This window comes from Rahnella sp. NRRL B-41462 (assembly GCF_003263525.1).
Classification (GTDB): domain Bacteria; phylum Pseudomonadota; class Gammaproteobacteria; order Enterobacterales; family Enterobacteriaceae; genus Rahnella; species Rahnella aceris.
The window spans coordinates 24,229-31,068 of record NZ_JYDF01000140.1 but is presented as its reverse complement, the minus strand read 5'-3'; the positions used below and the strand labels follow the sequence as shown (position 1 = coordinate 31,068).

The following is a 6,840-nucleotide window of genomic DNA, read 5'->3' as shown; positions in this document are numbered from 1 at the left end:
GGGCGTCCATAACATCACTACAGGTATCCTGACCGAAAAACGATGTCCGCTTCTCACTGTGCCGGAGGCGGACATGACAAGCAGCACAGCGTATTAGTTGTCGATGGTGAGGAGGCGATGTCCGGATGGCGTGACAAAATATCTCTATTAGTGAATGCTCCGGTTAAGCGGGATACTTACGCATGCAAGCCAGATTTCTTATTCGACACGCTTCACCTCCGGATGACGCTCTGTTGCCGCCTCATGTAAAATGTCATCAAGCCAACCTGGAATTTCTGCCTCTGTCAGATCGTTCGGAATTGCGATGTCGTAAAGCCGGGAAAATTTTCGCTCTGTCAGGTCTGCGCGGAATACCAGCCAGCGCTCCCCCTCACGTTTGATCCCAAGGTGTCGTCCAAAAACGTTGTAGATCAGCATTATTAATCTCCTGGCATTTTCATCAAAGTAAAGGTGACAAATTCACAGAGTTTTTTTATTTTAAGCTGATACTATTATTTTTCGCCCATTTCCTTAATCTGCCATTAGCATTGGCATAGGGAGATGATGTGTTAAATGAGATCATTCGCCCCATAGTCCATTTTGTGTACCATGGTTTAGCATACAAAGCGTCATCAGTGAGCCCATCAATAAGTTTCACTATTTCATCTTTTACTTCCTCGAGCTCAGTAATTAACGCGTTATAATCCAATTCGCTATAATCAGAGTAAAATTTTTGCGCCAGAAGCCCAAGTTGATTCCACTTAAAACCGGTTTCTGGAAAATTAACAGGCAATCCTTTCCCGTCGGAAGTGATCCACTTTACAACCAGAGTGTTCCACCCGAGCAGATAGGAAACCAGATCGCGAACACTCATTTCCGTGCCCTTGCAGTGTCCATCCATTGAGTTATCTAAGGTGAGTTCGGGGGGGATGGCATTAAGATAACTAATTAATTTATTGAAATTTTTATCGATTGCTAAAAGCAATTCAGATTTTGTTTGCGGTACATTCATACAGAGTTACCCCGCACTTCAGAAGAGATCCATAAAGACGCCATGTGGTGTTTAAATATCAATCAATTATGTACTTCCTGGCACGAAAGGGGAAGTCCCTGTAAACAGCTCTCTCTTTGTTCAAGGCACATGAATCACCAGAGGTTTGAGGCTATCAGGGGCTGCGACAGCAGCCCTGACGGGATGCATCTGGATCTTTTGTGCCGCCGCTTGTCTACGACGTTTCGTCATTGGGCCTTTTGTCAGCTGTTCGCTCGAAGCAGCCTGATGGGCTTCACCTACATATATTTTCCCGGCCGGGAAGAATAAATATCTAGGTAATAATTCATATCTTCTGTGGCATGGTGGTGTCAACGGACCTGAGAGAGAAGTAACAGTATCAGGAAATATTTCTAAAGATGATTTTTTTATGCTTCAGGAATTTAAAAAATTAAAAAATGATGACATTGCATTCTATAGAAGAATTGGTGTGAACATCAGGGTGTCATTTTGTCCGCAATTAAAAGATGACTATAAAGAAAGATTTCCGGAGAAATGGTTTTCATACCCTCCGGAAGACTTGGAAAAATTTGGTATAAAAAACATTCACTATGCCATTTCAGCTTCTCAATGGGTTCTCTCCATGAGAAATAAGCACGTTATTTTTGCCAGTTACTGTAATTAGGAGAAACAACAATGCTTGAGCTTTCTTTAAGTGAAATCCTTACGTCCTTTGTGAGTACCGCCCCATCATCTGTATCGGGGCGGATCGAGTGTGTATTTATTGACAGTGCAATCGAACTACGTTCAGAAGCTATATGTCACTTTCAAGCTTCCAGTGGGCGATGCTTTTCGTTGCACAATCGGGCTGTTGCGTGCATCACCAGCCAACTGCGTAAAGCCTGTTGCGGCAACCACGCTCCAGTCTTGGTTGAACTTGTGTGTCCAGTCCATATTCAGTGAATAGGCATAAATCCCGGAACCGGCATCATATTGACTAAACCCCGATGCGGCTGACTGTGATGAACTTACCCCGTAGTAAGTTTGCATATAGTTGCCTGTTCCCCAACTGCTGGTCAGCGCCATCGTCACGGTATTTTCCGATGAGCTATAAAGCGGGCTGATAATGCCGAAATGCAGGGCCGCGCCATTGTCCCGCTGAGAAAACGGCACCTCAGCCTGCAATTGCAAATGAAGCCAGTCGGTGACCTTATACCCCAGACCCAATGCCCCGATAGCCGAGCCTTTGACATCGCCCATACCTCGCAAGTCGTCACTGCCATCGCTCAGTGAGTCGCTGTCCACGTCATGATCCTTACGGCCTGCGCGATAGCTCAGCGCAGTACTGTAATCCAGCTTGCCGGTGCTGTTGCCGTAACCGATACCCCGCGTGGTACTCACGAAGAACCCATTATGCATCGAGTAATCAAGCACCAGGGCTGTCGTGACGCGGTTTTCATCCGAACCAGAATAAAGTGGCGTAACATCCACGCCTCCTCCCAACGTTAAGGCGTTACCCTGTTGTGGTTCTGCCGCGAGTGTTGGGGTGGCCAGTAACGCCAGCAGCGCGCCCGGCAGCATTTTTATCAGGGTGCGTCCTGAGAGTGAATAGGGGAACTTATGACGCAGTTCGAAGTTGCTCATTAAAGAAGTCCTTATGGATTCAAACGATTACGATGCAAGCGGGTTTTAAACGCCAGAACGCTCAGTTTGAATACGCACCCTAAAGTTCTCATGAGCTAAAAATGAAGAAATACTTAAGCACGTACCGGTGACACAAACCTGATAAATTTCCTGATACCGTTTTTTTCTTCAGACGTTCTTCATTCACTGTTGATAACGTAACTATTGTGAAAATTCTCCTCATCGAAGACGACCTGGATCTCGGCAACGGCGTACGTATTGCCCTTGCAGATCAAGGATTAGATGTCATATGGGTTCGCCGCAAAGTGGATGCGCTGCATCAACTCGATGCCTGCGTGCCGGAACTTGTGTTGCTCGACCTCGGACTGCCCGACGGCGATGGCATGAGCCTGATGGCGTACTTGCGCCAGCAGCTCAAGGGGATCCCCGTCATCATTCTGACCGCGCGAGGCACCCTGCAGGATCGCCTGTGCGGGCTGGATGCCGGTGCTGACGACTATCTCGTCAAACCTTTTGTTCTCGCCGAGTTGTTGGCCAGGGTAAGAGCACTTGCGCGACGCAGTTACGGTTTTGAGAATGAGGTGATAGAAATTCGTGGGTTATCTCTCCACGTGCCGACTCGTCGCGTGACAGTGAGCGCGCGGAATGTTGAGTTGACGGCAAGTGAATACGCGCTGCTTGAAACTTTAATGATGCGCACTGATCGCGTGCTTACACGAAGGTTTCTGGAAGAAAGGATATTCGGCGCAAAAGAAAATATGAGCAATGCACTCGATGTGCATATGGGTAATTTACGTCGCAAAATCGGCGACGGTTATGTACGAACGGTGAGGGGCGTAGGGTATGTCATTGATACCGTACCGATTCAGAAAGGGGCTGGTTGATGCGAAATTTTTGGCGCCGCCTGAGAACTCCAACGCTCGTACGGCGAATTATGATCGCCCAGATGTTACTGCTTACATTGCTTTGGTGTCTTTTTCTGACCTACATTTTGTGGGAGAACTTGCGTAGCCCCCCGATGCTAACGGGCAGCAATACCTACGAAACCATTCTTACATTGGTTGATCGTATGGATGATCGCCCGCAGGATCGCAACGCGGTGCTGGAAAAGTTCAGCACCGCGTTGCGGGAAGGTTATGGCGGAGGTGAAGATCCGAAACTTTCAATCAGCCTAATCGTTCGGAAGAATAAAGAGATAATTTATTCATCTGATGGCGCTCCGGCAGGGGTGACAAACACCCTGTATGGGAAAATTCAGAGCATTCAGAGTGAAGGTCGCACCTGGACTAGCCGTACTCTCAAGTCCGGGAGATCCGATGCGGAGGTAACACTTGTCACGCCTGCCGGAGGCTGGAACTTTTTTATATACCTGAACTCGCGTGGATACTACATATTGCCGCTACTGGTGTGCATTCCTTTTCTTTTGTTTCCCGCGTGGCTGTCAATCCGTATTGCAATGCGACCCTGGAACAAGGTGATAAATGAAATTTCCTTACGAACTTCAGAAGATCTCTCTCCCTTAAAAGAAGTGCCAAAGCACATGGAGCTTCGCCAAATGGTGGACGCTACTAATCTATTTCTTGCCAGGGTACAAGAGAGTTCTGATAGGGAACGGGTTTTCATTGCAGATGCCGCTCACGAACTGCGTACCCCCCTGGCTGCGATGCGAATCAATGTGGAGGCGTTGCAGTCCTATGTAAGCAGTAATAATCAACAGGAGTTGCTGGCAGGGATTATTCGCAGCAATAGCCGTGCAGCGCGTCTTGTCAATCAGTTGCTACTGATGATGCACAGCGAAGTGCGTATTGACACTGTTATGGAGCCTGTGCCGCTGACAACGCTCATACAAGAGCGAATGGCTGCACTGGCACCGCTGGCGGCTGAGCGCAGGATTGAGCTCGAATTCTACTCTGATGATGAAGTCTGGATCACAGGCGTCAGGGAACGCCTGATGTCGCTGATTGATAATTTAATTGAAAATGCCGTGAAGTACAGCCCTGAGGGCGGACGGGTTGAGGTAGATGTACGATCACTTGATAAATCTGCTCAGCTACGTGTTTCAGATGCAGGGCCCGGCATTCCATTTGAATTGAGGGAGCGCGTGTTCGATAGGTTTTTTCGCGATCCCAATCAGATACAAAGCGGGAGTGGACTGGGGCTTGCCATAGTCAAAGCGGTTGCGCAGCAACACAACAGCAGCGTATGCCTGAGTACGTCTGCAGAAGGTGGGCTCATGGTTACTGTTGACTTTCCAAACCACAAGTCCGCCTGAAAGAAAACATGATTTTGATACCAGCCCAGCGGAGGGCCTCTGTCAGAACAATGGAGTTGAAATTGAAATATTTGACGCTGTCTACACTATTATTTTCTATCTCAATCAGCGGGTGCGCCATAACCGTCAGCGAATTAAAAAGCAGTCAATCATCCTATGACGGCAGCTTCACGAGCAAGACGGAGCCCTCCGATACCTATCGAACCTTAAGGCACATGGCAAGGCAGTGCCTGGAATATGAGGCATATTCAGGAAATCCGGTCATCGTATTAAGCGAGTTTGACGGTGAGCGCAATGAAGGTGAGATCAATCAAAAGCTCCTTGCGCAGGGACTGTTGATTAACAACACGCTAATTGAAATAGAAAGACATGATGGGGACAAAGCACAGGTCAGCCTATACACAACCAAGAACATCTTGAGTGTGGGCATCAGGTCGCCAAATATAAGTGATATCAAGCGCTGGGCTGACGGCGATAGGTCTTGCTAGAACGACACTCTCGTCAATACCGTGAAGCATCTCAGGCCATATGACTTAATCCCCCGTTGATTTACACACCGCGATTTAAGTAATGCCTTCATCAGTAATGAGAACAACTGCGAACGTCTGCTGTTCGCTCTCAGCAGACCTTCAGCGTCACGTGTTTGTCTGCTGGTCAGGAGCGGACGTCACCAACAATTGAGTGTGCTACTCATAAGGGAGCAGATCAGACGAACTCAAAAATAGTTGTCGGGACCCTTAGCGAGCATGCGGATAGGATGCATTTCAGATGCATTTCAGATGCATTTCTGTTTCAGGGAAGCTTAATCCACGTGATACGTGGGATAATCTATATAACCTGCATCTCGCCCAGTATAGAACGTATCCTTATCAGGAATAGCTATCGGCCACCCATTTTTCATGCGTTTAACGAGATCAGGATTGGCTATGAAAGGACGCCCAAATGCGATTAAGTCGGCATAACCTTCTCTGAGTGCCAGTTCAGCACGCTCCTGTGTATAGCTGCCCGCGACGATGAGGGTACCTTCGTAGGCCTCGCGAAACTTTGTCAGAAAGCCAGCAGGAATGGCCTGAGCTCCCAGAGATTCCTGATCGCTCAAATGCACATATGCGAGATGTCGACGACGCAGTTCGATACCCAAAGATAACCAGGTATCCTGCTCATCATCAAAGCCATGCATATCCTGCAGGCGGCCAAAGGGTGCAATACGGATACCTGTCAGATGACTCCCGATGGCTGCAGAGACGGCATCCACCGTTTCCAGCGTAAACCGCAGGCGATTAGCAATATTACCGCCATAGCGGTCTGTCCTGTCGTTAAGTCCACCATTGATAAATTGCTCGAAGATGTAGCCGTTAGCCGCGTGGATCTCCACACCGTCAAAACCCGCCTCGATAGCATTTTTAGCCGCCCGAACGAAATCCTGTGTCACCCGCGGGACTTCATCCGTTGCTAATGCGCGGGGCTGGCTGTGAAATACGCGTACAGACTGACAGTTATCACCGGGAATGTGAGTGGTGCAGCCTTCTGCCACGCGTGAGACGGAGCTGACCGGTGCCTGCCCATCAGGCTGGTGAGCAATGTGAGAGGAACGACCTACGTGCCAAAGCTGGATGAATATTCTCCCACCCTGCGCATGTACTGCCTCAGTCACCTTTTTCCAGCCCTCTATCTGTTCGTCAGTGTAAATTCCCGGCGTGTAAGCCTGTCCACGGCCTTCCATTGAAACAGGTGAACCTTCGGAAACAATTAAACCTGCTGTTGCGCGCTGGCGATAGTAGGTGACCATACTGTCAGTGGGAACATGGTCATAGGCCCGCGATCGGGTCATTGGTGCCATAACGACACGATTATTAAGCTTTATTCCATTCATTGTATAGATATTCAGTAACTCGCTCATTCTGTCTCCTGAAGCCATTTCATGGTAAAAATCTGTTAGCAACGATCTTATCCT

The 6,840-nt window shown here is 48.4% G+C and carries 8 protein-coding genes; 4 read left to right on the top strand and 4 right to left on the bottom strand.

Annotation, left to right across the window (positions count from 1 at the left end):
• Positions 1-198: 198 nt before the first annotated feature.
• Both UC14_RS24645 and UC14_RS24640 read right to left on the bottom strand, forming a co-directional pair.
• Entirely contained in the window at positions 199-417 is a 219-nt protein-coding gene (locus tag UC14_RS24645) for a hypothetical protein (protein WP_013575645.1), read from the bottom strand.
• Positions 418-472: 55 nt separating this feature from the next.
• Positions 473-991, bottom strand: a complete 519-nt coding sequence (locus UC14_RS24640) for a ClbS/DfsB family four-helix bundle protein (RefSeq protein ID WP_013575644.1) — start codon at positions 989-991, stop codon at positions 473-475.
• A gap of 409 nt (positions 992-1,400) precedes the next feature.
• Here UC14_RS24640 and UC14_RS24635 point away from each other — a divergent pair, with 409 nt between their 5' ends.
• Positions 1,401-1,655: a hypothetical protein gene (locus UC14_RS24635; RefSeq protein WP_015689969.1), complete on the top strand. Its 255-nt coding sequence runs from the start codon at positions 1,401-1,403 to the stop codon at positions 1,653-1,655.
• Positions 1,656-1,777: 122 nt separating this feature from the next.
• Here UC14_RS24635 and UC14_RS24630 read toward each other — a convergent pair whose 3' ends face one another.
• The gene (locus UC14_RS24630; RefSeq protein WP_015689968.1) at positions 1,778-2,614 is read right to left on the bottom strand and encodes a MipA/OmpV family protein; all 837 of its coding nucleotides are present in this window, start codon (positions 2,612-2,614) and stop codon (positions 1,778-1,780) included.
• A gap of 206 nt (positions 2,615-2,820) precedes the next feature.
• Here UC14_RS24630 and UC14_RS24625 point away from each other — a divergent pair, with 206 nt between their 5' ends.
• Genes UC14_RS24625 through UC14_RS24615 form a run of 3 tightly spaced genes read left to right on the top strand, consistent with a single transcriptional unit; the run spans position 2,821 to position 5,374 of the window.
• A complete protein-coding gene (locus UC14_RS24625) occupies positions 2,821-3,498 on the top strand; it encodes a response regulator transcription factor (protein ID WP_013575641.1) in 678 nt (225 codons plus the stop codon).
• The gene (locus UC14_RS24620; RefSeq protein WP_112198626.1) at positions 3,498-4,886 is read left to right on the top strand and encodes a HAMP domain-containing sensor histidine kinase; all 1,389 of its coding nucleotides are present in this window, start codon (positions 3,498-3,500) and stop codon (positions 4,884-4,886) included. The genes UC14_RS24625 and UC14_RS24620 overlap by 1 nt, the downstream gene beginning before the upstream one ends.
• Before the next feature lie 50 nt (positions 4,887-4,936).
• The gene (locus UC14_RS24615) at positions 4,937-5,374 is read left to right on the top strand and encodes a hypothetical protein (RefSeq protein ID WP_173362073.1); all 438 of its coding nucleotides are present in this window, start codon (positions 4,937-4,939) and stop codon (positions 5,372-5,374) included.
• 314 nt (positions 5,375-5,688) lie between these two features.
• Here UC14_RS24615 and UC14_RS24610 read toward each other — a convergent pair whose 3' ends face one another.
• Positions 5,689-6,786 carry an alkene reductase gene (locus UC14_RS24610; RefSeq protein WP_015697048.1) on the bottom strand — a complete coding sequence of 366 codons (1,098 nt, stop codon included), beginning with the start codon at positions 6,784-6,786 and terminating at the stop codon, positions 5,689-5,691.
• Between the last annotated feature and the right edge of the window lie 54 nt (positions 6,787-6,840).